The organism is Vreelandella sp. 21, assembly GCF_050995515.1.
GTDB classification, from domain to species: Bacteria; Pseudomonadota; Gammaproteobacteria; order Pseudomonadales; family Halomonadaceae; genus Vreelandella; species Vreelandella alkaliphila.
This window is the reverse complement of sequence record NZ_CP194673.1, coordinates 2,410,407-2,436,157: the sequence shown is the minus strand read 5'-3', so window position 1 is coordinate 2,436,157 and position 25,751 is coordinate 2,410,407. Positions and strand designations below refer to the sequence as shown.

22 protein-coding genes are annotated in these 25,751 nt (G+C 53.1%); 9 read left to right on the top strand and 13 right to left on the bottom strand.

What is annotated here, in order from left to right; translation table 11 throughout:
• The first annotated feature begins 11 nt into the window (after positions 1-11).
• On the top strand, positions 12-1,451 hold the full coding sequence (cysN, locus tag ACN06F_RS11455; RefSeq protein WP_089037580.1) for a sulfate adenylyltransferase subunit CysN: 1,440 nt from the start codon (positions 12-14) through the stop codon (positions 1,449-1,451).
• 98 nt (positions 1,452-1,549) lie between these two features.
• On the opposite strand, the gene ACN06F_RS11450 is transcribed toward cysN, so the two are convergent.
• Genes ACN06F_RS11450 through ACN06F_RS11440 form a run of 3 tightly spaced genes read right to left on the bottom strand, consistent with a single transcriptional unit; the run spans position 1,550 to position 3,856 of the window.
• A complete protein-coding gene (locus ACN06F_RS11450; RefSeq protein WP_433923925.1) occupies positions 1,550-2,392 on the bottom strand; it encodes a substrate-binding domain-containing protein in 843 nt (280 codons plus the stop codon).
• Between the two features lie 16 nt (positions 2,393-2,408).
• On the bottom strand, positions 2,409-3,155 hold the full coding sequence (locus ACN06F_RS11445) for an ATP-binding cassette domain-containing protein (RefSeq protein ID WP_433923924.1): 747 nt from the start codon (positions 3,153-3,155) through the stop codon (positions 2,409-2,411).
• Positions 3,152-3,856: an ABC transporter permease gene (locus tag ACN06F_RS11440; RefSeq protein ID WP_433923923.1), complete on the bottom strand. Its 705-nt coding sequence runs from the start codon at positions 3,854-3,856 to the stop codon at positions 3,152-3,154. Before ACN06F_RS11440 ends, ACN06F_RS11445 begins: the two co-directional genes overlap by 4 nt.
• A gap of 163 nt (positions 3,857-4,019) precedes the next feature.
• On the opposite strand from ACN06F_RS11440, the gene ACN06F_RS11435 reads away from it, so the two are divergent.
• The 3 genes from ACN06F_RS11435 to ACN06F_RS11425 all read left to right on the top strand — a co-directional run bounded on the left by ACN06F_RS11435 (position 4,020) and on the right by ACN06F_RS11425 (position 6,959).
• Complete coding sequence (locus ACN06F_RS11435) at positions 4,020-4,907, top strand: helix-turn-helix transcriptional regulator (protein WP_232482825.1); 888 nt, start codon at positions 4,020-4,022, stop codon at positions 4,905-4,907.
• Between the two features lie 163 nt (positions 4,908-5,070).
• Positions 5,071-6,189 carry an App1 family protein gene (locus tag ACN06F_RS11430; protein ID WP_038485704.1) on the top strand — a complete coding sequence of 373 codons (1,119 nt, stop codon included), beginning with the start codon at positions 5,071-5,073 and terminating at the stop codon, positions 6,187-6,189.
• Between the two features lie 95 nt (positions 6,190-6,284).
• On the top strand, positions 6,285-6,959 hold the full coding sequence (locus ACN06F_RS11425; RefSeq protein WP_095603218.1) for a zinc metallopeptidase: 675 nt from the start codon (positions 6,285-6,287) through the stop codon (positions 6,957-6,959).
• A 93-nt stretch (positions 6,960-7,052) separates the two neighbouring features.
• On the opposite strand, the gene ACN06F_RS11420 is transcribed toward ACN06F_RS11425, so the two are convergent.
• The 3 genes from ACN06F_RS11420 to cmoA form a co-directional block, all read right to left on the bottom strand.
• On the bottom strand, positions 7,053-7,301 hold the full coding sequence (locus ACN06F_RS11420; protein WP_038485698.1) for a GlsB/YeaQ/YmgE family stress response membrane protein: 249 nt from the start codon (positions 7,299-7,301) through the stop codon (positions 7,053-7,055).
• A 122-nt stretch (positions 7,302-7,423) separates the two neighbouring features.
• Complete coding sequence (gene cmoB / locus ACN06F_RS11415; protein WP_433923922.1) at positions 7,424-8,431, bottom strand: tRNA 5-methoxyuridine(34)/uridine 5-oxyacetic acid(34) synthase CmoB; 1,008 nt, start codon at positions 8,429-8,431, stop codon at positions 7,424-7,426.
• Position 8,432: 1 nt separating this feature from the next.
• Entirely contained in the window at positions 8,433-9,176 is a 744-nt protein-coding gene (gene cmoA, locus ACN06F_RS11410; RefSeq protein ID WP_038485692.1) for a carboxy-S-adenosyl-L-methionine synthase CmoA, read from the bottom strand.
• 114 nt (positions 9,177-9,290) lie between these two features.
• Between cmoA and pgi the strand changes: the two genes are divergently transcribed.
• From pgi to serB, 5 genes are all read left to right on the top strand, one after another.
• Entirely contained in the window at positions 9,291-10,985 is a 1,695-nt protein-coding gene (pgi, locus tag ACN06F_RS11405; protein WP_433923921.1) for a glucose-6-phosphate isomerase, read from the top strand.
• A gap of 169 nt (positions 10,986-11,154) precedes the next feature.
• Positions 11,155-13,050: a DNA topoisomerase IV subunit B gene (gene parE / locus ACN06F_RS11400; protein WP_095603217.1), complete on the top strand. Its 1,896-nt coding sequence runs from the start codon at positions 11,155-11,157 to the stop codon at positions 13,048-13,050.
• A gap of 221 nt (positions 13,051-13,271) precedes the next feature.
• On the top strand, positions 13,272-15,239 hold the full coding sequence (locus tag ACN06F_RS11395) for a methyl-accepting chemotaxis protein (protein ID WP_120386745.1): 1,968 nt from the start codon (positions 13,272-13,274) through the stop codon (positions 15,237-15,239).
• A gap of 74 nt (positions 15,240-15,313) precedes the next feature.
• Positions 15,314-17,569: a DNA topoisomerase IV subunit A gene (parC, locus tag ACN06F_RS11390; RefSeq protein ID WP_231657136.1), complete on the top strand. Its 2,256-nt coding sequence runs from the start codon at positions 15,314-15,316 to the stop codon at positions 17,567-17,569.
• A gap of 3 nt (positions 17,570-17,572) precedes the next feature.
• Positions 17,573-18,778: a phosphoserine phosphatase SerB gene (serB, locus tag ACN06F_RS11385; RefSeq protein WP_038485677.1), complete on the top strand. Its 1,206-nt coding sequence runs from the start codon at positions 17,573-17,575 to the stop codon at positions 18,776-18,778.
• 49 nt (positions 18,779-18,827) lie between these two features.
• Here serB and ACN06F_RS11380 read toward each other — a convergent pair whose 3' ends face one another.
• From ACN06F_RS11380 to ACN06F_RS11350, 7 genes are all read right to left on the bottom strand, one after another.
• Complete coding sequence (locus ACN06F_RS11380; RefSeq protein ID WP_433923920.1) at positions 18,828-19,661, bottom strand: DUF6694 family lipoprotein; 834 nt, start codon at positions 19,659-19,661, stop codon at positions 18,828-18,830.
• A 143-nt stretch (positions 19,662-19,804) separates the two neighbouring features.
• A complete protein-coding gene (locus ACN06F_RS11375) occupies positions 19,805-20,191 on the bottom strand; it encodes a Na+/H+ antiporter subunit G (RefSeq protein ID WP_038485670.1) in 387 nt (128 codons plus the stop codon).
• Positions 20,192-20,219: 28 nt separating this feature from the next.
• Positions 20,220-20,489: a K+/H+ antiporter subunit F gene (locus tag ACN06F_RS11370; protein ID WP_038485667.1), complete on the bottom strand. Its 270-nt coding sequence runs from the start codon at positions 20,487-20,489 to the stop codon at positions 20,220-20,222.
• Positions 20,483-20,980, bottom strand: coding sequence for a Na+/H+ antiporter subunit E (locus ACN06F_RS11365; protein ID WP_038485664.1), 498 nt, complete (start codon positions 20,978-20,980; stop codon positions 20,483-20,485). The genes ACN06F_RS11370 and ACN06F_RS11365 overlap by 7 nt, the downstream gene beginning before the upstream one ends.
• Positions 20,977-22,488, bottom strand: coding sequence for a monovalent cation/H+ antiporter subunit D (locus ACN06F_RS11360; RefSeq protein ID WP_433923919.1), 1,512 nt, complete (start codon positions 22,486-22,488; stop codon positions 20,977-20,979). The genes ACN06F_RS11365 and ACN06F_RS11360 overlap by 4 nt, the downstream gene beginning before the upstream one ends.
• Positions 22,485-22,817: a Na+/H+ antiporter subunit C gene (locus tag ACN06F_RS11355; RefSeq protein ID WP_038485658.1), complete on the bottom strand. Its 333-nt coding sequence runs from the start codon at positions 22,815-22,817 to the stop codon at positions 22,485-22,487. Before ACN06F_RS11355 ends, ACN06F_RS11360 begins: the two co-directional genes overlap by 4 nt.
• Positions 22,817-25,648, bottom strand: a complete 2,832-nt coding sequence (locus ACN06F_RS11350) for a monovalent cation/H+ antiporter subunit A (RefSeq protein ID WP_433923918.1) — start codon at positions 25,646-25,648, stop codon at positions 22,817-22,819. The genes ACN06F_RS11355 and ACN06F_RS11350 overlap by 1 nt, the downstream gene beginning before the upstream one ends.
• Positions 25,649-25,751 lie beyond the last annotated feature (103 nt).

Here is a 25,751-nt window from a genome sequence, read left to right as displayed (position 1 = left end):
GAGTAGGTCTAATGGCTCATCAATCCAATTTAATTGCTGACAATATCGAGCAGTACCTTCACGAGCACGAAAACAAAGACCTGCTGCGCTTTATTACCTGCGGCAGTGTTGATGACGGCAAATCTACGCTGATCGGGCGACTGCTGCACGACTCTAAAATGATCTTTGAAGATCAACTGGCGGCAATTACCCAAGCGTCTAAAACCAGTGGCACTACCGGTGACACAGTTGATTTGGCGCTGTTGGTAGATGGTTTGCAGTCAGAACGAGAACAGGGCATTACCATTGATGTTGCTTATCGCTTTTTTTCCACCGAAAAGCGTAAGTTCATTATTGCTGATACCCCAGGGCATGAGCAGTACACCCGAAATATGGCTACCGGCGCTTCAACGGCCAGCTTAGCAATTATTTTGATCGATGCCCGTTATGGGGTGCAGACTCAAACCCGTCGCCATAGCTTTATTGCCGATTTGCTGGGTATTCAGCACTTGGTGATTGCGGTAAACAAAATGGATTTGGTGGAGTTCTCCGAGCAGCGTTTCAACGAGATTGTTGATGAGTACCGCGCGTTTGCCACCAACCTTAGCGCGCCGGATATTCGCTTTGTACCCATGTCGGCACTCAACGGCGATAATGTCGTCAACCCAAGTGATCAGACGCCTTGGTATTTCGGCACGGATTATGAAGGTAAAACGCTGATTGAGCTGCTGGAAAGTGTCGAAATCAGTCGTGACCAAAACCTCACTGATTTACGTTTGCCGGTACAGTACGTTAATCGCCCGAATCTAGATTTTCGCGGTTATTGCGGCACATTAGCGGCAGGTATTCTGCACCCAGGCCAGGAAGTAAAAGCGCTGCCATCGGGTAAAACGTCACGGGTTGAGCGAATTGTGACGTTTGACGGCGACTTAAGCGCCGCTTATCCAGGCCAAGCAATAACTGTCACCCTGGAAGATGAGATTGATATTTCCCGCGGTGATTGGATTGTCAGTGCCGACGCCGACTTACCGCTTTCTAATGCGTTCATGGCGGATATTGTATGGATGCATGAAGATGCACTGGCGCCGGGAAAACTGTATGACTTTAAGCTCGCCACCCGAGATCTATCTGGGCAGGTAAGTGCCATCGAGTACCAGATTGACGTTAATACACTTGAAAGACATGCCACTGATTCGCTGGGGTTAAACGCGATTGCTCGTTGTGAGGTAGAGTTAACAGCCGCGATTCCAGTGGATGATTATCGAACCAGCCCTGGTACTGGTAGCTTTATCATCATCGACAGACTGACCAACGTAACGGTTGGCGCTGGCATGATTCGCGGAACAGCCGATGCCCGCGAGCAGGTCAGTGGCGCTACTGATTGGGCAGCCTTTGAGCGTGATTTGAACGCGCTGGTGCGTAAGCATTTTCCGCACTGGGAAGCGAAGGATGTGCGCGACTTGCTGCGTTAACAGGTACTGTTAGTAGGTACTGGTAGCAGGTACGTGAGCTGAATCAAAAAGCCGCCTTGGTCATTGAGATCAAGGCGGCTTTTACGTAAGGAGCAGCGCTACTGTGTGTTAGACGAAGACTGCGCGTTAGGGAAAAATAGCTGTTGGCCGTCGACAGTAAAATCGGCAATCGCTTGCTGTCCTTCTTCAGACACCAGCCACTGGTGCCACTGGGCCGCTAAATCATGCTTCAAGTGCGGGTGTCGCTGTTCAGAAAGCAGCAGAGTGCCGTACTGATTAAACAGCGCATCGTCGCCTTCAAATAACAGTGTTAAGTCTTGCGGGTTTTCAAACGCTACCCAAGTCGCGCGGTCAGTGAATGTGTAGGCGTTCATCCCTGCTGCGGTGTTTAGGGTTGGGCCCATACCGCTGCCTAACTCGCGATACCATTCACCTTGAGGGGTCACCTCTGCATCTTCCCATAAACGCAGTTCGGCACGGTTGGTGCCACTATCATCTCCACGGGATGCAAAGGGCGATTCGCTTTCCGCGATACGTGCAAACGCCTCGGCGACGTTGGCACTACTGCTAATGTCTGCAGGGTCATCGCTGGGCCCGACAATCACAAAGTCGTTATACATGACGTCCAGGCGCTCGCTGGCGTAGCCATCGGCGACAAACTGCTCTTCGCCCGCCGTGTCATGCACCAGCAGGCTATCGGCATCTCCTCGGCGGGCAATCTCAAACGCTTGTCCTGTTCCTACAGCGACCACACGCACATCAATGCCAGTGGCATCGGTGAAGGTAGGAATAATCGCGTCAAATAGCCCTGAGTTTTCAGTGGAAGTGGTTGACGCTAAGGTGATGAAATCATCGTTAGCGAGCAGTGAGGCACTCCACGAGAGGCCTACTAATCCTGAGGTTAATAAGCTAGCGGTAGCCAACGTTGTGGTTTTTTTCATAGGGTTTCTCCTGGGGTTACCAAACAAGTTCGCCGCGAATAAAGGCTCCCGCTTGTGTGGAAGCTGGCGTGTCAAAAAAGTGTTGGGCCTGTGTGTGCTCTAGCACTTGACCGCTATACATAAACACCACCTCATCAGCCAGGCGGCGTGCTTGATGCAGGTCGTGGGTCGTCATAATGATGCGGGTGCCGTTCTGGTGAAATTCATTTACCGCATCTTCAACCGCTTTGATAGCAGCAGGGTCTAGAGCAGATGTAGGCTCATCTAAAAACAGCACGGCAGGGTTAAGTAACCAGGCACGAGCAAGCGCAAGGCGCTGCTGTTCGCCGCCGGAGAGCACCCGGGCAGGACGCTTGGCAAGCGCGACTAAGCCAAATTTTTCGAGTGCCTGCAGGGCCATATGTTTGCGCTGCCGACGTGGCACTCCGCTAACTGCCAGGGCATAGGTCAAATTGTCGATTGCCGAGCGGCGCAGTAGCACCGGGCGCTGGAACACCATGGCTTGGGCAGGCGGCTCTTCCTGCCAACTAATGTGGCCACTACTGGGGGTGAGCAGGCCGTGGGCCAAACGCATTAACAGGCTCTTTCCTGCACCGTTGGGACCCATAATAAGTGTGCGCTGGCAGCCTGAGAGTGTCAGCGTGGAGGGGGCGAGTAAACGATGGCCGCGATGCTCAAAACTGACCTGATCAAAATGCAGCGAAGGCACGGTCGTCATAAGAGACTGGGGATAACTAGCTGGTGGAAAAACAGACGCGTTCATCCTAACCGCCTTTTAGCCGTCTCACTGACCGTGTGAGCCAATGCATTAATCAGCGTTACAAGGCTAAGCAGCACTATGCCTAACCCCAGCGCGAGGGGGAGGTTGCCTTTGCTGGTTTCCAACACAATGCTTGTAGTCATTACGCGGGTGACGCCATCGATATTGCCACCGACAATCATCACTGCACCGACTTCAGCGCTAGCGCGGCCAAAGCCTGCGAGTATCACGGTTAAAAGTCCGAAACGTGCGTCCCACAGTAGAGTAGGCATCATCCGTAGCTGCTTCAGGCCAAGAGAGCGCAGCTGTTCGGCATACTCGTTATGCAGTGTCTCTACTTGCTGGCGAGTAAGCGCGGCAATAATCGGGAATACTAAAATGACTTGTGCAATCACCATGGCCGTTGGCGTAAACAGCAGCCCAAACTGACCTAGTGGCCCCGCGCGGGAAAGCAGTAGATAAACACATAGCCCAGCGACCACTGGGGGAAGACCCATGAGCGCGTTAAGCAGCACGATCAACGCGTTGCGGCCAGGGAAGCGCCAAAGAGCCAGCGCTGCGCCCAGTGGTAATGCCAGTGCACTAGCGAGCAGTACTGCAAGCAGCGATACCTGCAGTGACAGCATCACGATATCGATTAGCCCCTGATCCATGCCCAGAATCAAGGCAAACGCTGTGTAAAAGGGGTTCTCACTTGGGGACATTGCTGTTCGCACCCTCATTTTTGTAATTCAGCATCGTTTTAACAACCGACATCATGTGAGTTCAATCATCTTAGGTGCATCCGCTAGCATAATGTACGCAAACTTGATGTAATGCACTTTAGCCTGAAATATATGCAGCTATATGCAGTAAATTGCGAGGCACATGAGCATGTTAAGGGAATTCCTCACCACGGCAGAGGTGGCCGACTACCTGCGCTTAAAAGAGCGAAAGGTGTATGACTTGGTGCGCCAGGGGCAGATACCTTGCAGCCGCGCTACCGGAAAATTGCTCTTTCCTCGTCAGCATATCGATATGTGGGTGCTTAGCCATTTAGAAGGTGACCAAGCGCTGCGTTCGCCGCTGCCGTTGATAGTGGCGGGTAGCCAAGATCCACTGTTGGAGTGGGCGGTTCGCGAAAGCGGTAGTGATTTGGCTTCACTGTGCCACGGCAGTGGCGATGGCCTGCGCCGTTTGATGGAAGGAAAAGCGATGCTGGCGGGTATTCACTTACTCAACTTTGAATCCGGGCGCTATAACGAGCCAGCGGCACTAGGGCTGGGGGGTGTGCGGGACTTAATCGTGCTGCATTGGGCGAAGCGTCAGCAAGGGTTGCTAGTGGCACCAGGAAATCCACTGGGCATTCAAACGCTTAATGATATTTCTCGGCAGAAGGCTACGCTTGCCCACCGTCAGCCTGATGCAGGTGCGGCTCAATTGCTGCGTTGCCTGCTACAGCGGTCAGCGATTGAACCGAATACACTAAATTTGGCAGCTAACGTTTCGTTGAGCGAAGATGATCTGGCCCTTTCCATTGCTCAAGGTGAAGCGGACGTTGGACTTGGGGTCGAAGCAGCAGCCCACCGTCAACACCTACACTTTATACCGCTAATTGAAGAATCATTTGACTTGGTGATGCACCGCCGAAGTTACTTCGAGCCAGCGGTTCAGGCGCTTATCTCATTTACTCGCCAGGAGCGTTTTATCCAGCGGGCGGGGGCATTGCAAGGCTATGACGTGAGCGGCTTGGGAGAAGTGTTGTACAACGCTTAGCAATATGGCTTTTGGCGGTTGAGGGACACCCGCCATTACGCCACACTGGTGACCGTTTAGCTATTTAACAGAGCCATCACAGGAAGTGAACAATGTTGGGAATGACGCAAAATATAGCGGTTGCCGATGACGTGGCTGAGTGTTTTTCGTGTGGGTGCCAATAATGGCGTGGTACCACCAGTGGGCAAGCTTTGCCAAGCGGTTGGCTCACGTGGTGGCACAGCCGATGAAGCGCGACAGCGGTCATGGGGGGATGATGGTGCACCCCTACCGTGGTTATGGTTCCCAGCAAGAGGTGTTTGTGATGGGGCGCGTGTTTCGTCAGGCCGCATTAGGTAGGGCGATACCTCGGCGAGGTATGTTGCGAGACACTGCAGATGTTGCTCGACGTATCTTTCGACGCGGCCTCGCTAATGCCAAAGTGGATATACGCATTGGCGATAATCAGCTGTGTCTAACGACTGACCGCGACGGTTACTTTGACGCTCACTTGCCGATCAGTACTGCGTTACCGGTTGATGTTTCCTGGCATCGTGCCGATATCATGGTTCATGCTGACGGCCACCCGCCAATCCGGACCAGCGTCGAAGTTTACGTGCCGCCTCCCGAAGCAGACCTGTTGGTGATCAGTGATATTGACGACACCGTCATGTTCACTGGTGTCGCTGAAAAGCTCAAAATGCTGTATCGCTTGTTTGTCCGTAAGCCGCATCGACGCACGGCTTTTCCTGGGGTGGCATCGCTTTATCAGGCGCTGTATCGAGGGGAAACTGAGAAAGCTGAACGGCCTATTTTGTATGTTTCCAGAGGGCCTTGGGCAATCTATGAGATGTTGGAAACCTTCTTTCAACTCAATCGCATACCCGTCGGGCCCATTCTGTTTCTACGCGAGTGGGGGATTTCTCTGCGCCGCCCGTGGCCTCGGCGGGCCGAAGCGCACAAGCGTGATTTGATCGACCGCATGTTAGCGCTCTATCACGATATGCCCTGTATTTTGATTGGTGACAGCGGCCAGCACGACCCAGAGGTTTATACCGAGGTGGTGAAGGCATATCCGACGCGAATCAAAGCGATCTATATTCGTCGGGTTGATAAGGATCCTCAACGGGAAGAGGCGATTCAGCGTTTACGGGATGAACTTGCCCATACTGATTGTGAATTAGTACTCGCTGCTGACAGTATTTTGATCGCCGAACATGCCTACTCTAAAGGCGATATTTCTGCCAGAGGGCTGCAGGCTGTGCAGCGGGATGTAGACGCGCATCACCATGACCCTGAATAGTTGCAGGTGAGTGCGCCTATTTTGTGCTCATGGTAAAACTAAACACGGTTTAGCGGGTCGTTAATTTAGGCTCTTAATCAGCGGTGAGTGTGATCATGGTCATTGTGTTAATCGTATTGGCGCTGGCCATTTTTGTTCTGCCTAACTTATGGGCAAAATGGGTGTTGAAACGCCACACCCGTGGACGGGATGACTATCCGGGTACCGGCGCGGAGCTTGCTGAGCATCTGCTACGCCGTTTGGGTGTTGACGGTGTGAAAGTTGAGCGTAGCGAATTTGGTGATCATTACGACCCGGAATCGCGCTGCGTACGTCTCACCCCGGACCACTATGATGGCCGTTCACTGACGGCGGTGACCGTAGCTGCCCACGAGGTCGGGCACGCTATTCAACACCATGAAGGCTACGCGCCTTTGCTAGCCCGAAGTCGTTTGGTTCAAGTAGCGCAAAAGGCAGAAAAGCTGGGCGCTATTTTAATGATGGCCGCACCGTTTCTGTTTGTGCTCACAAGACTGCCCGGTGGGCTGGCAGCGGTTATCGCCATGGCCGTTATTAGTTTTGGCACCGCCGCGCTGGTGCATCTAGTGACGCTGCCCGTTGAGTTCGATGCCAGCTTTAACCGTGCACTGCCACTGCTTAAAGAGTACGTGCCGCCCTATGACATGCCCGGCGCTCGCCATGTGCTTACCGCCTGCGCGTTCACCTACGTTGCTGCTTCGTTAGCCAGCGTGATGAACCTTGGCCGCTGGCTGGTGATTTTGCGGCGTTGAGATTGGCTAGAGCTTGGGAAGCCACGATGAGTAACAAAAAAGCCGCTCAACATTAGAGCGGCTTTTCAGCGTTATGCGTTGGATGCAGACAAATTACTTCTTAATCATCCGGTAACCAGCCAACAATACCAAAGCACCTACAATAGCGGTCACAAAACTTCCAAAGCTAAAGTCACCCATGGTGCCAAGCCCAACCAGTGAGCCAATCCAGCCACCGACAAAGGCGCCAGCAATACCGAGAAGAATGGTAACGATAAGGCCACCTGGATCTTTACCAGGCATAATCACTTTTGCAATAACACCGGCGATAAGACCGAATAGAATCCATGCTAAAAAACCCATCTTTACTCCTCGATGTTCTATTAGTGAGCACGTCATTATGAACTAGGTGATGACTGGCTGTGTAATTAAGAACTGTTTCATTAAGGCCTATACTGCTGAAAATACGACATAACGTATTCGTATTAGTTTCGGTTGGCGATAATCACCGCTCGACGTGGGGCGGGGTAGCCTTCAATGGTGCGGGTTGGGTCGCTGGGGTCGAGGAAATCCGCTAGCGATTGATAGGTCATCCACTCGGTTGAGCGCTGCTCGTCAAGTGTTGTTAGCGCTTCGTCGACCACTCGCACATTGGTAAAACCGCACCGTTCTAGCCAGTGGCATAGCGCTTTTGAAGAGGGCAGGAAGTAAACATTAGGCATCGCGGCGTAGCGTTCGCCGGGTACAAACACGGTTTGCTCATCGCCTTCCACCACTAGTGTTTCTAGCACCAGTTCACCGCCAGGGGCTAACGCCTCTTTTAGTTGCTGCAGATGCTCAAGTGGCGAAGGACGGTGGTAGAGCACGCCCATGGAAAATACCGTATCGAAAAATCCCAGCTTTTCCGGCACATCTTCAATGCCTACCGGTAGAAACTGCGTGCGGCCGCCGTCGGCATTGCCAACGAAGTGGCGCACCGCCTGAAACTGCCAATAAAAGCGTGGTGAAGGATCAATCACAAGCACAAAGGCTGCGCCTTCTCCGGCCATGCGCCAAGCGTGGTAGCCGCTGCCACCGCCAACATCCAATACCTTACGGTACTTTAGCGGCGCGAGATGCGGGGCGACTCTTTGCCATTTCCAGTCGGAGCGCCATTCGGTGTCGATATCAATGCCACCCAAGCGAAAGGGGCCTTTGCGCCAGGGCGACAGTTTGCGCAGCAGGTTAAAACACTGGCGCTTTTGGCTATCACTCAAAGCGACATCAACGCTCACTGTATCGCTGGTAAGATCGACGTGGCGCTCTTCGGGTAGAACAGGTAGTTTGGCAACTGCCTTCTCCCAGGCGGACAGGTCGCCATGGCGCTGGCGATCTAGCCCATTGGCCAGCTGTTCAGGCAGCTTGGCAAGCCAGGGTGTCAGTGCGGCATCCTGGCTGGCTTGATCTAAAAATGCCTGATAAAGCGCGCGATGATCATCGGGTAACAGCGGCACCTTAATCCTCCTTGAAGGCGATCAGCGAGGTAAAGTTCAAGTACTGGAACCAAGTCATTGAGCGAGGAAAGCCCGCTAGGGCTAAGCGGCCATGTAAGGCATCAAGCGTGTCGGGAATCAGCACGTTTTCCAGCGCTGTGCGTTTTTGGCTGATTTCCATATCGCTGTAGCCATTGGCACGCTTGAAGTCATGGTAGCGCTCGACTCGCCATGCGTTATCCCGCTCATCGGCATCGATGGTTTTCTCCGATAAAATCAGTACGCCGCCCGGTTCAAGGGCATCGTAAAGCCGCTTCAGCAGCGCATCGCGATCGGCAGGGGGCAGAAACTGCAGCGTAAAATTAAGAATGATCATGCCGGAAGGTGCATACTCAAGCGTGCGTATGTCGGCCTCCTCGATCTGCATGGCATGGTCTGGGCACTCTTCTGAAAAGGTTTGCTTGGCCCTAGCCACCATGGCGGGTGAAAGATCCACACCGGTATAACGAAAGGCATCGGCGGGAAGTGCACCCGCCAGTGCCAGGCCGGATGCGCCCAGCGAGCAACCTAGGTCGTAAACGTGAGCGCCATGGCGCAAATGGCGTTGGGCAATTAAGCTCAACATGCCGAGGATTTGCCCGTAACCGGGCACTGAACGGCGGATCATATCAGGGAAGCACGCAACGACCTGTTCGTCGAAGGAGAACCTTGCCACCTTATCTAAGGGTGTTGAAAAGATAGCGTCGCGGTAAGATGCATCACTCATGGGCAAGCCAGGATTATTAATGAGACTGCGTAGTTTACGCGCCCTTGATACACCAGAACAGACCTGTTTATAACAGATTCCTGCTGCATGGAATGGCGCCACAGGAGAAGGCATATGGCTTCAGCAACACGCACAACCCCCGATACACTACCCGCATGGCAGACGTTGAAGCATCATGCTGACACGCTACAACAGGTACACTTAAAAAATTTGTTCGGTGATGATGACAGTCGCTGGTTGAACTTCACGCGCCAAGTGGCAGGTTTAACCTTGGATTTATCTAAACAGCGTTGGGATGATGACACCCTTGAACACTTGCTGGCGCTGGCGCATGAGGCGGGAATGCCTGGGGCGATTGATGCGCTGCTAAGCGGAAAGCGTGTCAACGTCAGTGAAAATCGCCCCGCACTACATACAGCTTTACGGTTACCTGCTGATGCCACGCTTGAAGTAGAAGGGGAAGATGTGGTGGCCGCTGTGCATGACAGCCTTGCCCAAATGGAGTGCTTGGTGCAGCGCTTACAGGCGGGGCAGTGGCGTGGTGCAACCGGTAAGCCGATCCGGCATGTGGTGAATTTAGGTGTCGGCGGCTCGGATCTTGGTCCGTTAATGGTCACCCATGCGCTGGCAGATTATCGTCCAAAAGAGGGGCACCCATTGGACGTGCACTTTGCGTCTACCATGGATGGCTCCCAGCTGGCGGATTATCTAAGTCGCTTTAATCCTGAAACAACCTTGTTTGTTTTATCGTCCAAGTCGTTTACCACTATCGACACGCTTTCCAATGCTAATACGGCCAAAGACTGGCTATTAGGAAAGCTTTCTGAGCATGGCGATCTTCCCAATGCCGCACCATTAAGCGCAGAGTTAATTGTTCGCCAGCACTTCATTGGTGTGTCGGCGAGCCCTGAAAAGATGAGTGAGTGGGGTATTTCCTCAGATCACCAACTGATGTTCTGGGACTGGGTCGGCGGGCGTTACTCCTTGTGGGGCACCATCGGCCTCCCGATTGCGCTCGTCGTAGGTATGGATAACTTCCGTGAACTGTTGGCGGGTGCCCATGCAATGGACTGCCACTTCCGTGATGCACCGATGGAAGAGAACCTGCCAGTACTGCTGGGGTTAGCTGGTATCTGGAACGTCAATTTCCTGGATATTCGTGCCCATTCGATACTGCCCTACGACGGACGCTTAGAGTACTTTGCTGCCTATCTTGAACAGCTTGAGATGGAGTCCAACGGTAAGTCGGTGACGCGCCAAGGCCAAGCGGTGAATTATTCAACGTGCCCAGTGCTTTGGGGGCAGCTTGGTCCCAACGCTCAACACGCCTTTTATCAGTTACTTCACCAGGGCACCCAGCCGGTCGTATGTGATTTTATAGCACCGCTGAAGCGCTACGATGAAGTGGAAGACCCGGATACACGTCGCCATCTAAAAGCACAGCACCGCCTAGCGTTGGCGAACTGCTTTGCTCAGTCACGAGTGCTGATGCTGGGGGATGACGCTCTAGAGGATGAAGGCCCTCGCCCAGAGCACAAGCGCTACCGTGGGAACCAGCCCTCTACAACGGTCCTGTTGGATAAGCTAACACCCTTTACGCTAGGGGCACTGATCGCCCTGTATGAGCACAAAGTGTTTGTACAGGCGGTTATTTGGGATATTAATCCGTTTGATCAGTGGGGCGTTGAGCTAGGTAAGAAAATTGCCACTGACACCCAGGCGATCATTGATGGAGGCGGTGATATTTCCCGTATGGATGCTTCCAGCCGCGGCCTGATTGAGGCGTTTTGGGCGGCAGAGCAGGGGTAGCACGCTATTCTGATTTTCATGGCTGGATATACAGCTTTTTGCTTTTCCGCTATCCTGTGCCCTTTTGTAAGCCGCCAAAGACTCGTTTCAATGAGTTTTGTTTCAGTACGCTTTGTTTTAAGTACTTAAGAGCGGCTGCTAGCGCTATTTTTTTAGGAACCGATGTTACATGACCCAGTTTGATGCCTCCCAGTACGGCGCGAGTTCCATCGAAGTCCTGTCAGGGCTCGAGCCGGTGCGTAAGCGTCCCGGTATGTACACCGACACCTCGCGGCCTAACCACCTCGCTCAAGAGGTTATCGATAATAGTGTCGATGAGGCCCTCGCAGGGCATGCATCGGCTATTAGCGTGGTGCTGCATTCCGATGGTGCCATCGAAGTGCAGGATAACGGCCGTGGCATGCCGATCGATTTGCACCCTGAACATGGCGTGTCGGGCGTCGAGCTAATCTTTACCAAGCTCCACTCGGGTGGCAAGTTTTCCTCCTCCAGCTATCGCTTCTCGGGCGGTTTGCATGGGGTTGGCGTGTCGGTGGTTAATGCCTTATCGCGCCGTTTAGATGTTGAAGTTACTCGTAATGGCGCGCGCCATGCCATGGCCTTTGAGTTTGGCGAAAAAGTCGAAGAGCTACACGAAATTGGTAAAGCGGCGAAAAAAGCGACGGGCACTCTCGTGCGTTTTTGGCCAGATGAGAGCTACTTTGACAGCCCAAAGCTCGCCCTTTCAAAGTTAAAGCACTTGTTACGTGCCAAGGCAGTACTGTGTCCTGGACTGGCGGTTACGCTGGTAGAGCCTGATGGCACCAAAACTGAATGGGCCTATGCCGATGGCTTAAAGGACTACCTGGCTGAAGCTACCGATGGCTATGAAGTGGTACCGAATGAACCCTTTGTCGGCCATTTTAGCGACGATGAGCATGGCGTTGACTGGGCGATTCAGTGGTTGCCCGAAGGTGGCGACGCGTTGTTGGAAAGCTACGTAAACCTGATTCCCACGCCTCAGGGCGGCACGCATGTTAATGGCTTCCGTTCAGGTTTGTTGGAAGCGCTGCGGGAGTTCTGTGAATACCGCAGCCTGTTGCCCCGCGGCATTAAGCTAACCGCCGATGATTTATGGGAGCGAGCCTCTTTTGTGCTCTCGGTGAAAATGCTTGATCCCCAGTTTGCCGGGCAGACCAAAGAGCGGCTCTCCTCACGCACGATTGCGGGCTTCGTGTCTGGGGTGTTGAAAGATGCTTTCTCGCTTTGGCTTAACCACCACATTGAACAGGCTGAACAGCTGGCCGAAATGGTGATTAGCGCCGCTCAGCAGCGCCAGAAAAAGTCCAAAAAAGTCGCCCGTAAAAAGGTGACTTCTGGTCCCGCGCTGCCAGGCAAACTCGCCGACTGTTCCGGCCAGGATCCTGCCCTGAGTGAGCTGTTTTTAGTCGAAGGCGACTCGGCCGGTGGTAGCGCCAAACAAGCACGCAACCGTGAAACTCAAGCCATTCTTCCGCTGCGCGGCAAAATCCTCAACACCTGGGAAGTCGATACCCACGATATCTATGGCTCTCAGGAAGTACACGATATCGCCGTGGCGATTGGTGCCGACCCCGGCAGCGCAGATCTTGAAAAACTGCGCTACCACAAAATTTGTATCCTGGCGGATGCGGACTCCGATGGCCTGCACATTGCGACGCTGTTGTGCGCGCTGTTTGTAAAACACTTCCCCAGCCTGGTGGATGCCGGGCATGTGTTTGTCGCCATGCCGCCGCTTTACCGAATCGACTTAGGTAAAGAAGTGCACTATGCCCTGGATGAGAGCGAGAAAGCCGCCATTCTCAAGCAACTGGCGAAAAAGCGTGGCACGCCTAACGTTCAGCGCTTTAAAGGCTTGGGTGAAATGAGCCCGCTACAGCTGCGTGAGACCACTATGTCGGTAGAAACTCGTCGCCTAGTGCAGTTAACGCTGGAAGAGGGCGATGGCACGATGGAAATGATGGATATGTTGCTGGCCAAGAAACGCGCCGGTGACCGCAAAAAATGGCTAGAAGATTACGGCAATCTCGCTGATGTAGAGGTGTAGTTACAGAGATAGAAGCGTCATCAGTCTGGTTTTAATGACTGTTTTTGCGACTGTTTTCGCAACAGTTGCAAAGCCAGTTATAAAGACCGGAGGGGGGAGCCCAATCTGCTAGGCAAACGTTAACAGGCATTATTACAGTGCCATGCTATTTGGCCGATAGTTGAATAGGTAGCTTACATACTAAGACGCGTAAAAAAACGCTCATAGACAGGGGAATAGCTTTGTTCAACACAATCTCTCGGCAGTTAACGTTGTCTGCAGTGGTGCTCACACTACTAATGGCTGTCAGTATTTACGGCGTGATGGCATGGCGTGGTCAGCCGCTGGTGATCGATGCAAGTCAGTCATTGATTGAGCGTACGGGCGGCTCTATCGTGAATGCGCTGAATGGCCAGCTGGCTCGCGTCGAGGGGAATACCTCGAGCTTAGCGGCGTTGGCCGAGTCGCTTCCTCAAGATGAAGCGATTTACCGGCAAGCACTGCCCAATGTGGTCGATGATAACGGCAATATGACAATTGCCGGAGGCGGTATTTGGCCTGAGCCAGACGCATTTTCGCCGGGTGTCGAGCGCTTCAGTTTTTTCTGGGCACGTAATGCTCAGGGAGCGTTGGAGTTTCTGGATGACTACAACGCAAGCACTATTGCGCCATACCACGACGAAGCATGGTATAGCAGTGCTCGCGATGCGACGCCAGGGCAGTGCGTTTGGTCTGCCGCGTACCGCGACCCAGCGACAGGGGTTGCCATGGTGACCTGTAGTGTTCCGTATTATATCGATGACGCTTTTTCCGGAGTCGCCACCATTGATATGCAGCTAGGCGGCGTGGCCGAGTTTCTTGCAGAAAATGGCGGTGGTACAGGCGGTTACGCCTTTGTACTGGATAATGAGCGCAATGTCATTGACCTGCCGGGGGTAGAGCAAGCCTCTGATGAGATGAAAGGTTTAGCTGACGTTGCTCGTGATATGCCTTGGCTCCAGCCCGTTGTTACGGCGATAACTGCTGGCCAGGAACAAGCGAGTGTCGAAAGCGCAGGCGTGTTAGCAGAAGCTGCAGAGGTGCGCCTATTTGATATGCCACGTACGGGGTGGACGCTGGGGTTGGTAACCCCTAGCGAGCAAGTCACGGCTTTGGCACGCACGTTAACACGTGATCTACTGCTATTTATTGTTCCCTTGTTGGCACTCTTACTGGGGCTTGGGTGGTGGGGTGGGCGTATTTTGCTAGCGCAAATACGCAGCACTACGCGCCAAATCGATCAGCTGGGTCAGGATGACTCGAGTCGAGAGCTAACCATCTATCGCGAGGATGAGATTGGCGAACTGCGCCGTGCTGTTAATCGATACTCGGAGAAGCTACAGCGGCTATTTGGTGATGTGCGGAGCGTGGCCGATGCCATCGCCAGCGAGTCCACTGAAATCGCGGCAGGCAATACGGAGCTTTCTAGCCGAACAGAACAACAGGCGGCTTCTCTTCAGGAAACGTCATCAACGATGGAAGAGATGGCGGCTACGGTGAAACGAAACGCTGATAACGCTCAAGAGGCCGACCTACGGGCAAAAGAATCAGCAGATAAAGTAAAGCGTGGCGGCCAACAGGTATCGAGGCTGGCGCAGTCCATGGAAGCGATCAACGAAAGCTCTGTTGAAGTCGCTTCAATTGTTCAAGTAATCGAAAATATTGCTTTTCAAACCAATATATTAGCGCTGAATGCCTCGGTAGAAGCAGCGCGTGCGGGTGAGCACGGAAGAGGCTTTGCAGTGGTTGCCAGTGAAGTACGTGAGCTTGCCTCGCGCAGTGCTGCATCGGCCAGAAATATTAATGGGCTGATCAAAACCACGTCTGAGCAGATCGCGACGGGCAGCGGTTATGCTCAAGAAGCTGAGTCCGCTATGAAAGAGATTGTAGTTGCCATTGAGGAAGTAACGGCACGCATTAGCGAAATCAGCCAAGCTTCCAGCGAACAAACCAATGGCATTGACGAGATTAACAGTGCGGTAACGCAGATGGATACGGTGACCCAGCAGAATGCGGGCTTGGTTAGCCAGGCCGCAGGGGCTGCTAATGAACTGTCGTTACAGGCCCAGCGCTTAAAAGGCTTGCTGGACGAGTTTCACGGCGGTGCGCAAGCGGTATCCCAGGCTCCAGCACTGTCGAATGCATCGCATGAAAAGTATCAATTAACATAGCGTGCCATGCTAAGTGGCCGCGTGTCCGCTTATCAGCCGCCCCGACTGGGGCGGTTTTGTTGTTAAGGTAGGATATGATCGACATGGATATTCAAGTAGCAGAGGGTGACGTCGAACGGCTGTCCCTGCGCGATTACACCGAAAAAGCGTACCTCGACTACTCGATGTACGTCATTTTAGACCGCGCCTTGCCCAATATTGGCGATGGGATGAAACCTGTGCAGCGGCGTATTATTTACGCTATGCGTGAATTGGCGCTGCACGCCAATGCCAAGTACAAAAAGTCGGCGCGTACCGTCGGTGATGTGCTGGGTAAGTTTCACCCCCATGGCGACAGCGCGTGCTATGAAGCAATGGTGCTAATGGCCCAGTCGTTTAGCTATCGCTATCCGCTGGTGGATGGGCAAGGCAACTGGGGTAGTCCTGATGACCCCAAATCCTTTGCTGCCATGCGCTACACCGAAGCCAAGCTGTCTAAGTTTGCAGAAGTGCTGCTCAGCGAGTTAGGCCAGGGCAACGTGGACTGGACCCCCAACTTCGATGGCACGATGCAAGAGCCGGTAGTGCTTCCAGCGCGTTTGCCGCACGTGCTACTCAACGGCGGTACCGGCATCGCGGTTGGGATGGCAACCGATATTCCACCTCACAACGTGACTGAAGTGGTAGAGGCGACCTGTCACCTGTTGCGGAACCCGGAAGCGACCACTGTCGACCTGATGGAATTTGTACCGGCACCCGATTTCCCCACCGATGCCGAAATCATCACGCCGAAAGAAGACCTGCGCAAGCTCTACGAATCAGGCCGCGGTTCGGTCAAACTGCGCGCTCGCTATGTGCGCGAAGAGACCAACATCGTGATTACCGCTGTGCCTTATCAGGTCAGCGGTGCCAAAGTGTTAGAGCAGATCGCCGCGCAAATGCAGGCCAAAAAGCTGCCGATGGTAGCCGACCTGCGTGATGAGTCCACCCATGAAGAGCCTACTCGCCTGGTGATTGAGCCACGCTCTAACCGCGTGGATGTTGAATCGCTGATGGCGCACCTGTTCGCCACCACGGATTTAGAAAAAAATGTGCGGGTGAACATGAACGTGATCGGCCTGGATGGCCGCCCCCGTGTGATGCCGCTACCCGATATGCTGAGCGAGTGGCTGCGCTTTAGGCGAGCGACAGTGCGCCGCCGCTTAGAGCATCGTTTAGGTAAAGTCGAAGACCGTCTGCATATTCTTGAAGGCCTACTGACGGCTTACCTCGACCTTGATGAAGTGATCCGTATTATTCGTGAAGAGGATGAGCCTAAGCCGGCATTGATCGCTGCGTTTGGTCTTTCTGAGCGGCAGGCAGAGGCGATCCTAGAGCTGCGATTGCGCCATCTTGCCAAGCTGGAAGAGATGAAAATTCGCGGCGAGCAGGATGAGCTGGAGAAAGAGCGCAAGTCGCTGCAAGGCTTGCTGGGTAGTGAAGCTAAGCTAACCACGTTAATTGAAAAAGAGATCCGCGCGGCGGGTAAAGAGCATGGTGATGCGCGTCGTTCGCCGCTGGTTGAGCGTAGTGAAGCAAAAGCGCTCTCTGAAGTAGAGTTGTTAGGCGCTGATCCGATTACCGTCGTGTTGTCGGAAAAAGGCTGGATTCGTGCGGCGAAAGGCCATGATATCGATCCGGAAGGGCTCTCCTATAAGGCCGGCGATAGTTTCCAACTGGCGGCTCGTGGTAAAACCAATCAACCCTTGGTGTTACTAGACGACACTGGCCGCGCTTATACCCTAGCGGCACATAACCTGCCTAGTGCCCGAGGCCAGGGTGAACCCGTTACCGGCCGTGTCAACGTATCGGCAGGTGCGCGCATGGCAGGGCTAATGCTGGCGCCGCCCACCAAACGATACGTATTGGCCAGTGATGGTGGTTATGGTTTTGTCGCGCAGCTTGAGGCGCTGACAGGCAAAAATAAAGCCGGTAAAGCGGTACTGAGTGTTCCCAAAGGGTGCAGCGTTATGGCCCCAGTGGAAGTGCCGGAAGGCGAAGGCCATTGGGTTGCATCGGTTTCCAATGAAGGCAGGCTGCTGCTGTTTCCGTTAGATCAACTGCCTGAAATGGCCAAAGGGAAAGGCAATAAAATGCTCGATATTCCCGGCCCGCGTGCGGCTCGACGTGAAGAGTTTGTGCGCGATATTGCCGTTGTGGCAGAGGGTGGTGAACTCATTATTCATGCCGGTAAGCGTAAGCTAACCCTGAAAGCCGACGATCTCGCGTATTATCGTGGTGAACGCGGTAGGCGAGGCAGCAAACTGCCTCGCGGTTTCCAAAAAGTAGATTGTTTAGAGGCAGGGGAGTAAGTCATGGCAACACGTTATTTGATTCGTGCGACCGGGGTTGCACGCCCAGGGCAGTTAGCTGGCCTGGGTAATGCGTTGGCGGCTGGGCGTGCCCGGCTGTTGGATATTAATCAAAGCGTGACGTTTGGCATGCTCTCTTTGGAAATGCTGGTGGGGCTTGATCAGGACAGCGCTTTGGAAGCCGCTCTTAGTGAAGCAGGAGATACGCTAGGCTTAGACGTGCAGGCAATTGCAGTGAGTGGTGACGACTATCAGCGCTGGAGTGAGCAAGCCAGCCAACCAAGACTAATCTTAAGCCTGCTAGCCCCCAAGCTGCCTGCCGGCATATTAGCTGAAGTAGGATCGCTGACCGCAGAGTTTGGTCTCACTGTTGAGCTAATTCACCGTCTTTCAGGCCGCGAAGCGCTTGAAGGTGACTCGCCTGCTAACGGGGCTTGCGTTGAATGTTGGCTCAGAGGCAGTGATGTAGAGCTAGAAGCCCTACGCGAAAAGGCGCTCGCGCTAGGTGCCCAGCATGGTGTCGATATTGCTATTCAAGAAGATACTATCTGGCGTCGGCATCGTCGTTTAGTGTGTTTTGATATGGACTCGACGCTGATCAAGACTGAGGTGATTGACGAGCTCGCTCGCCGCCATGGGGTCGGAGATGAAGTCGCCGACGTGACCGAACGAGCGATGCGTGGCGAGCTGGATTTTCAAGAAAGCTTCCGCGAGCGTATGAGTAAACTAGCCGGTTTAGACGAGTCGGTCTTAAAAGAGATTGCTGCCGAGCTGCCATTAATGGACGGCGTTGAGCGACTAATGGCGAACTTAAAGCGTTTTGGTTACCGCACGGTGATACTGTCTGGGGGCTTTACCTACTTTGCTCGCCATCTTCAGGAAAAGCTCGGTTTTGACGAAATCCACGCCAACGAGCTGGTCATTGAAAATGGCAAAGTGACCGGCGATGTGAAAGAACCGATTGTCGATGCGCAGCGCAAAGCCGACCTTTTAGAGCAAATTGCGTTACGTGAAGGTTTTACCTTAGAGCAGACCATTGCCGTTGGTGATGGTGCCAACGATCTGAAAATGCTGGCAAAAGCGGGGCTCGGTATTGCATTTCGCGCCAAGCCGATGGTTCGCGCACAAGCTCGTCAAGCAATTTCAACGTTGGGAATTGATGCGGTACTGTATTTAATTGGCTATCGGGAAGCAGATTTGATCGACTGACTGATAGCGCTACCAAGTGAACAGGCGGTGCCTTAGCACCGCCTTAGCCCTAGTTGGCAGTATGAGCGTTAACACCGCCATACTCCGCACGCAGGGCTTCTAGCTTAGCGACCTCATTTTCGCTAAGCGATGGTGAGTTCCAAAGTGGCTCACCTTGCGCGTTATTTATCCCCAGTAGCGTTAAGGTTAGCTGTGAATCGCGTGGAATCTGATCATTACCCCAGGGGCCGAAGCGGTTGGGGGCAAGACTCCATTGTGCGGTTTCACCGGGGGCTAGGCCGCCAGCAATAACATAGTAAAACGTTTCATCTACCCACGCTGTTTCGCGTCCTGGGCTGGTCAATACGCCATGTAAAAATAGTTCTGATACCTCTTGGTCAGAACCATTCGTTACCTGAAGATCAATGACAGGTTCGAATGCGCCATAGGGGCTGGTACTGATGTAGTAATCGGCACTTTCAATGCTCAACTGGGCGCGCTGTTGTTGATCGTGTTCGGCCCGCGCTTGTTTGGTTTCTAGACGATCAAGCGTTTGCAGCGCCTGCTCGCGTTCGCGGGCACGGCGTTCGCGCAGCATTTTATCGGCGCGCTCTATAATCTCATCACCCGTTAGGCCATGCATGTAGGCATTCGCTGACTCGGCAATTTCGGCGGCATTCATACGTTGGGCATTGAGTAAATCGATGCCGCTAAACGATGACATGGCAATGATCGTTAATGCTTGATCAAACTCATCGCGCTTGTAGGCGGGGAGTGAGTCGCGCACTTTCTCAACCGAAACTACGGCGGCTGGCATTGAGCTTGTGTCTATTTTGGGGTCTGAGCAACCCGCTATCATCAACGTGGTTAATGACAGTGCCGACAATCTAAGCAGGCTCCACATATAATTACCTCAAAACAGGCTAACAAAACGCAAGGAGCTTACCGGAAAGTGTCGCTTCCCACTACTATCTCGCGTCGTTGACATATAAAAAGCGCTGGCGTTTCAGCCAGCGCTTAGCGATCAAGAACGGCTGTTCCTGCCTTTTAACCATGTCCCTTGTCGGGGTGCGGGACAGGTTTTTCACCGACTTCTTCTGAGCGGAGTTCTACCGGTTTGCCCTGGGTTTTATCTACGTGCTTGAGCTGCATGTGAAGACCCGTTTTGGCGAGCAAGTGAGCGCTAACCGGTGCGGTAATGAATAAAAACAGCGTGATTAGCAGTTCTTGTACGTCAGGCTTGCCATCGATACTCCAAAAGTAACCCATTGAGGCGACAAGCATGCAGCCTATGCCGAGTGTGGTGGCCTTGGTAGGGCCATGGAGGCGCATGTAGAAGTCTCTTAGGTGAGCGAGACCCAGTGAGCCGATAAAGACGAAAATACCGCCTGCTACCAGCAGTAGTGAAATCAGCGCTTCGACAAAAAACGACATTAGCGCATCTCCTGAGACGTTACAGGGTTCATTCGATAATATCCCCGCGTAAAATGTACTTACATACGGCCACCGTGCTGATAAAACCGAGCATGGCAATTAACAGCGCAGACTCGAAGTAGGTCTTGCTGTTGAGCCACAGTCCCAGCAGTACGATCAGCGCAATCGAATTGACGTACATAGTGTCGAGCGCCAGCACGCGATCTGGCAGGTCGGGGCCAATGGTTAGGCGATAAAGATTCATCAGTAGCGCCATTACCACCAGCGCTAAAGTGATCACGAGTGCGGCGCTTAGCATTCGTAAATCTCCTTAAGGGGGCGCTCATAGCGCTCGCGAATTTGGGCAATTAGGGCGTCCTCGTCGTCTACATCAAGTGCATGAATGAGCAACGATTTTCCATCCATTCTCAAATTCGCTGAAACTGTTCCTGGGGTTAGGCTGATGGTGCTTGCGAGAAGCGTAATAGTGAAACGCTCTTCAAGCATCAGCGGGTATTCAATAAAGTGGGGTTTGACTTTACGCCAGGGGTTAGCAATTAAGTACGCAACTTCGAAGTTTGCGATGACGATATCGCCTAGTACGCGAAACGCAAAACGCAACAGTTTAAGCGGTTTACCAATGCGGGGGCGTGCGTCCCAAAATCGATGGGTCAATAACGGAATAAGGATGGCCAGCGCGCCGCCTAGCACGATCTGACCGAATGCAAAGCTACGCACAAGCAATAGCCATACCAACAGCAGCAGCAGTGACAGTACCGGCGTAGGGAGCCAAGCGCGGGGGGCAATCATTGAGCGTCTCCAGCATCAGGCAGAAGCGAATTAATCAACAGCTGCGGGTTGGCCAACTGCTCTCCCGTGGCCTGGGTATAGCTACTCACGGGCCCTGCAAAGGCGACCATTAGTGGTGCCGCGCTAAGTAGCCACAGCATGCCAATCCATTGGTAGCGAGAGAGGTTGCTGCCGCTTGGGCTGCCACGGTGGCTGCGCCAAAACAGCGTAGAGCCTGCGCGAGAAAGGGCAATTAACGACGCAAGGCTCGTTAATAGTAATAGCGGCCAAAGCCACAGGCGCTCACCACCTTCGGCGGCGTTAAGCATGAGTGCCTTCCCTAACGCGCCGGATAGTGGCGGTAACCCGGCCACGGCAATGGCACCGATAAAAAAGGTAAGCGCTAGTGCATTTCCTTGCACCAATGGTCGGCCTTTAACGATACGCGTGCCGGGTTTACCCCGCTGTAGGCCAATCATCTCCGCTAGCAGGAAAAGTCCGCCGGTAATCAGCGTGGTGTGAATGAGATAATAGAGAAGTGCTGATGTCGCGGCAGGAGAACGCATGCCAATGCCAGCCAGTAGCGTGCCTACCGAAATAAGCACCAGATACGCTATCAGTAGGCGTAAATCACGTGCGGCGATAACGCCAACACCCGCTGCGGCTAGCGTTGCTAGCGCTAACCACCATACCCAGGGCTGTTCCAGTGCGACTAGACCACCTGCCTGATCGCTGAATATCAGCGAATAAACGCGCAAAATCGCGTAAATCCCCACCTTTGTCATAATGGCGAATAACGCTGCCACTGGCGCGGGAGCTGCTGCATAAGCGCGGGGGAGCCAAAAGTAGAGAGGCAAAATAGCCGCTTTTAAACCGAAAACTACCAGCAGCATCAATGCCCCTGCGGTGACTAAGCCTTCGCGCTCAGCGGGTAGATTGGACAGCTTGTGTGCCATATCAGCCATGTTCAGCGTGCCCGTTGCACCATATAAAATGCCCACGGCGATCAGGAACAGTGAGGAGCCCGCTAAGTTAAGCACGACATAGTGAACGCTGGCTTGGATACGTGCTTTACCGCCACCGTGCAGCAGTAATGCGTAAGAGGCCAGGAGTAACACTTCGAAAAATACGAAGAGGTTAAACAGGTCACCGGTTAAAAAGGCCCCGTTAATGCCTAGCAATTGCCATTGAAATAGGCCGTGGAAGTTGCTGCCTTTTTCATCGTCGCCGCCGCAGGCAAAAATGACCGCGCCGACCGCTAAAATAGCGGTGACTAACACCATCAATGCCGACAAGCGATCCAGCACTAGCACCACGCCGAACGGTGGCTGCCAGTCGCCCAGGGCGTAGTAAGTAATGTCACCACTCGCCGCTTGGTTGACCAGCGCTATTGAGACGAACAGCAGAAGTATCGAGGCGACAACGCTGACGATACGCTTATAGCGCACTAAGCCCTGGCGTTGATAAAGCAACAAAATACCCGCGACTAACGGTAGCACCACGGGGAAAACAATCAGATGCTGGATCATTCGTGGTCTTCCTTTTTGCCGTCGACATGGTCGTTACCTACTTCGCTGCGTGCACGCATGGCCAGGATGACCACAAAGGCGGTCATCGCAAAACCAATCACGATCGCTGTTAATACCAGTGCCTGGGGCAGCGGGTCAGCAATGTTCGTGCCTTCATTTACCAGAGCAGCGCCATCCGTGGTTAAGCCTCCCATGGAAAACAAAAATAGGTTGACCGCGTAGGAGAGCAGCGTCAGACCAACCACAACGGGGAACGTACGCCCGCGCAGTGTTAGATAGAGTCCGCACGCAGTTAATATGCCCGTTGTAATGGCATAGAGCATTTCCATTAGTGGGACTCCTTGTTATTAGGCGTACTCGAATCATCGCTTGCTTTGGGTTCGGTGACGGGGCGGTGTGGCGTGGTGACTTTACCCAGGTTGGCCAGAATCATCAGCGTTGCACCTACAACCGCTAGATAAACGCCAAGATCAAAGAGCAGAGCGGTAGCCAGTTCAAAGGTGCCAATCAGTGGTAGCGTAAAATAACCGAATGATGACGTCAGGAACGGATAGCCCAAAAGCCAGCTACCCAGCCCTGTAAGTGTTGCAATGGCAACGCCTACCACGGCCACTGGCTGGAAGGGGAAGTTTAGGCGCTCTTGTGCCCACTCAACGCCGCGTGCCATATACAGCAAGATAAGCGCGACAGCCGTAATCAAGCCGGCGATAAATCCGCCGCCAGGTTGGTTATGGCCGCGTAAGAAGATAAACGCAGAAACCAGCAGCGCCAGCGGCAGTAACGTCATAGAAATCGACGTTAAAATGGCGGGGTAGCGATCAGGCGACCAAACACGACCTTCGCCATCGCTATGTGGGATAAACAACCGTAGTCGGTTTAATAGTTTAAAGATGGCTAGGCCAGCAATGGCCAGCACCGTAATCTCGCCAAGCGTATCGAAACCACGGAAGTCGACCAAGATCACGTTGACGACGTTGTACCCGCCGCCACCAGGTTTACTGTTTTCAACGAAGAACTCAGAAATCGACAGCGTCTCACGTGTCATCACCGCATAGTTAAGGCTAGCCACCACTAAGCCTAATGCGCCTGCCAGTAACATATCCCGTACGTTGCGCTTGGGGCTTGATTCACGCGGCGTTTTTTGGGGTAAGAAAAATAGCGCTAACATCAGCAGTATCATGGTAACAACCTCTACCGATAGCTGAGTCAGTGCTAAGTCTGGGGCAGAAAAGCGTGCAAAGGTGAGGGCAACGAATAAGCCTACGACCGAAAGCATCAGTAGTGAGATTAACCGGTATCGATGGGTAGCCGCCGTTGCTACTCCCCCGAATATCAGCATGCCAGCACCTAATAAAACAATACCATCAATTGGCTGATTGCCTTTCGAGCCAGTTAATCCGTCAATGCTTGCCAAGCCAATGACACCCATCAGTAATGCCGCAAAAAGCAGCCAGCCCATATAGCGCTGAAGAGAGTTGCCTTCAAGCTTTGTGATGAGTTGTTCGGCACGATAACCAAGGGTAACGATAAAGCGTTCAAAGACGCGACGCGCATCAATACTGGGGAATGGTTGCACAAAACGGCGTAGATCCGCATGACGCCAATACAGTGTGATGCCTACAACAAAGGCCAGCCCACTCATCATCAATGGCAAGTTGATGCCGTGCCAAATAGCCAAGTGGAAATCAAGTGGCTCGCCCAATACGGCTTGGGTCGCTAGTTGTAAAATGTCAGTGGCAAAAAAGGCGGGGAAAAGCCCGACTAAGACACAAAGCGCTACGAGGATTTCCACCGGTAACCGCATCAAATGAGGTGGTTCGTGAGGCGCTTTAGGTGTTGCTTCTTTGGCTGGTTTATAAAATACCGCATGTACCAAGCGCAATGAATAAGCCACTGAAAGTATGCCACCTAACGCTGCCAGTGCGGGTAGTAACCAGCTAAGCCCACCTAGTACCGGGGTTGCGAGTGTTTCGGTAAAGAACATCTCTTTGGAAAGGAATCCGTTAAATAACGGCACACCTGCCATGGCTGCAGCGGCCAATGTGGTCAGCAGCGCTGTAACAGGCATCGCCTTTTTCAGGCCGCCTAATTGCTTGAGTTCTCGGGTGCCTGTTTCATGGTCGATAATTCCTGCACTCATAAACAAAGCTGCTTTGAAGGCCGCATGATTCAAAATATGAAACAGGGCTGCTAACACTGCCATCGGGCTACCAATACCCAATAATACGGTGATCAAGCCTAGGTGGCTGACGGTTGAGAACGCGAGAATTCCTTTTAGGTCAGTCTTAAACAGGGCAAACCAAGCGCCGTAGAGTAGCGTGATAGTACCTATGAGTGGCACCACTACGCTCCAAAGCTCGCTGCCAGCAATCGCAGGGTGTAAGCGTGCCATCAGAAAAATACCCGCTTTCACCATAGTGGCAGAGTGCAGATACGCTGAGACTGGCGTTGGGGCCGCCATGGCATGAGGTAGCCAAAACTGGAAAGGGAACTGAGCTGACTTGGTAAATGCACCGAGTAGAACCAGCCCAAGCATCAGCGGATAGCGAGGATCGGCGACGATGGCAGCACCGCTGCTAAGTACATCGTCCATTCGATAGCTGCCGGCCATATCACCCAGCAGTAGGAGACCCGCTAGTAGGGCCAAGCCGCCAGCGCCGGTAACGGTAAGCGCCATGCGGGCACCTTTACGTGCATCACTACGATACGACCAAAAGCCAATCAGCAAAAATGACGAAAGACTGGTTAGTTCCCAGAATAACCAGAGTAAGATGAGGTTGTCAGACATCGAAATGCCCACCATCGATGCCATAAACAGCATCAGAAAGGCATAAAAACGTCCGAATGGCTCATCTTTGTCTAGGTAAAAATGTGCATACAATAAAATTAGCAGACCGATGCCAATAATCAAAAGATTAAACAGCAACGACAAGCCATCTAAACGAAATGCCAGCTCAAGGCCTAGCTCAGGCATCCATGCCGCGTTAAAACGCAGTGCTTCGCCTTTTAACAGGGCGGGGATCTGCAACAGTGTCAGCAGCAGGGCAACAGCGGGCAGTATGCTTGTCGCCAGCGAGCACAGGGTGCGGCCGCGTTTGGCATTTAATGCCGGCACCAGCACGCCTAACAGGGGCAGTAAGGCTATCCACAGCAGTGTCATGGGCTTATCCAGCGCAAAAAATCGTGAAACACCAAGGTGGCAATAGCTACCTGGGTGGCGGAGATACTTCAAGTGAAACAACAGGATATCACTTGTATAGTAA